The 1,553-nt window shown below is 59.3% G+C and carries 2 protein-coding genes; both read left to right on the top strand.

Going from position 1 to position 1,553, the window contains the following annotated elements; translation table 11 throughout:
- Positions 1–236: 236 nt before the first annotated feature.
- Complete coding sequence (locus BN1800_RS39455; protein WP_087006351.1) at positions 237–704, top strand: GFA family protein; 468 nt, start codon at positions 237–239, stop codon at positions 702–704.
- A 220-nt stretch (positions 705–924) separates the two neighbouring features.
- On the top strand, positions 925–1,356 hold the full coding sequence (locus BN1800_RS39450; protein ID WP_210191326.1) for a YybH family protein: 432 nt from the start codon (positions 925–927) through the stop codon (positions 1,354–1,356).
- Positions 1,357–1,553: the final 197 nt, after the last annotated feature.

The raw sequence follows: 1,553 nt of genomic DNA, 5'->3' as shown, positions 1-1,553 counted from the left end.
TGTCGATCCGAAGAACCGGATCGACCGCGACCGGTTCGAATGCGTCAGATGCGGCCACGCCGCCTGCGCCGACCACACTTTGTGGGATTCCCACGAGTTTGACACAGGGCGCGCTTTCTTTGTCCTGAGCAATCTAACGTTATGAAAGCTGCTTTGCAGCCTACGGCTGCTCCCCACCCGTTGCAAGCACACCCTGGGTCGGCTAACCTGCGGCACGGAAGCAATGGAGGGCGCGTATGCCACCGACCTTCGAAGGAGGCTGTTTCTGCGGAGCAGTACGCTACCGGCTGAATTCCAGACCGATGTTCGTGCATTGCTGCCATTGCCGCGACTGTCAACGCCAAACTGGCAGCGCCTTCGTCATCAACGCGCTGATCGAGACCGACCGTATTACGCTCTTGTCAGGCGCGCCGGAGCCGGTGGCGATGGCTACCGACAGCGGCCGCCGGCATGATATCTATCGCTGCCCGTTCTGCAAGGTGGCATTGTGGAGCGATTACGGCGGACGCCGCGCGCTACGTTTTGTACGCGTTACTACACTCGATGAGCCCACTGGAATTGAGCCCGATGTTCACATCTTCACTCGCTCGAAACTCCCCTGGATTCGGCTACCGGACGGCGCCCGCGCCTTCGAGGTCTACTACGACATGAAGGAAGAATGGCCGGCGGAGAGCCTTGAACGGCGGCGCGCCATTCTTGGCTGACCGAGCGCTGAATATTTATGGATTGGTCATCACAGCGACGAGGTGACAGCCGCTTTCCCTTCTGTGACGGATTGAAATTGCATGATCGATCCCCAGTGGCGATTCCTGCGCCACCACCTGCATGGTCGAAATAGGCGTTCCTGCAAAAAAAGATTCGTTCCTGTCGGATCGGGAGCCGCTGCCGCGTCCTTTGGGTAAACCCACCCCAAAGGAGACGATCATGACCATCGATACCGAAGAAATGGAGATAAAGGCTGTACTTGAAGCCGTCCGCAAAGGCCATCATGACAAGGACGCAGCAGCAATCGGAGCGCAGTACACCCCGGATGCCGTCATCTTCGATCTGGCACCGCCACTTGCCCACATGGCAGATGTTTCGGGTCTCGCCGCTTGGCTCGATACTTGGGAGGGACCGGTCGGCCTGGAGGAGCGCGATTTGACCATCGAAGTCAGCGGCGGCCTCGCTTTTTGCCACGGACTTTCCAAAGTGAGCGCAACAACCAAGATCGACGGTCAGCGAGCGCAATGGTGGCAGCGCAAAACGGTCTGCCTCAGGCGGACCGAGGGTGCCTGGAAAATCGTCCACGAGCACGCATCTGTGCCTTTCTACATGGACGGCAGCTATCGGGCCGCTATCGACCTCGAACCCTGACGCGGCGAACGCCAGACTTCCGCCCGTTCGAACACGTGAACGAGAACAGGAATGCTGAGACGCAGGTTCCTTCAGGTGCTCGCAATTGCTGGAGCAGCTTTGATGGTCACGCGTCGCTTGCTTTGGTGACTTCTCCCCGCCGTGAAGGACGGGGCTTCCGGTCTTGATCACGCCGCATTCGCGCGGGGACTGCTACC

Source organism: Rhizobium sullae (genome assembly GCF_900169785.1).
Classification (GTDB): domain Bacteria; phylum Pseudomonadota; class Alphaproteobacteria; order Rhizobiales; family Rhizobiaceae; genus Rhizobium; species Rhizobium sullae.
This window is presented reverse-complemented; position numbering and strand designations above follow the sequence as displayed.

Excerpts from the sequence above, each read along its gene's own strand:
- BN1800_RS39455 (WP_087006351.1), top strand. The coding sequence starts at position 237 with ATGCCACCGACCTTCGAAGGAGGCTGTTTCTGCGGAGCAGTACGCTAC.
- BN1800_RS39450 (WP_210191326.1), top strand. The coding sequence starts at position 925 with ATGACCATCGATACCGAAGAAATGGAGATAAAGGCTGTACTTGAAGCC.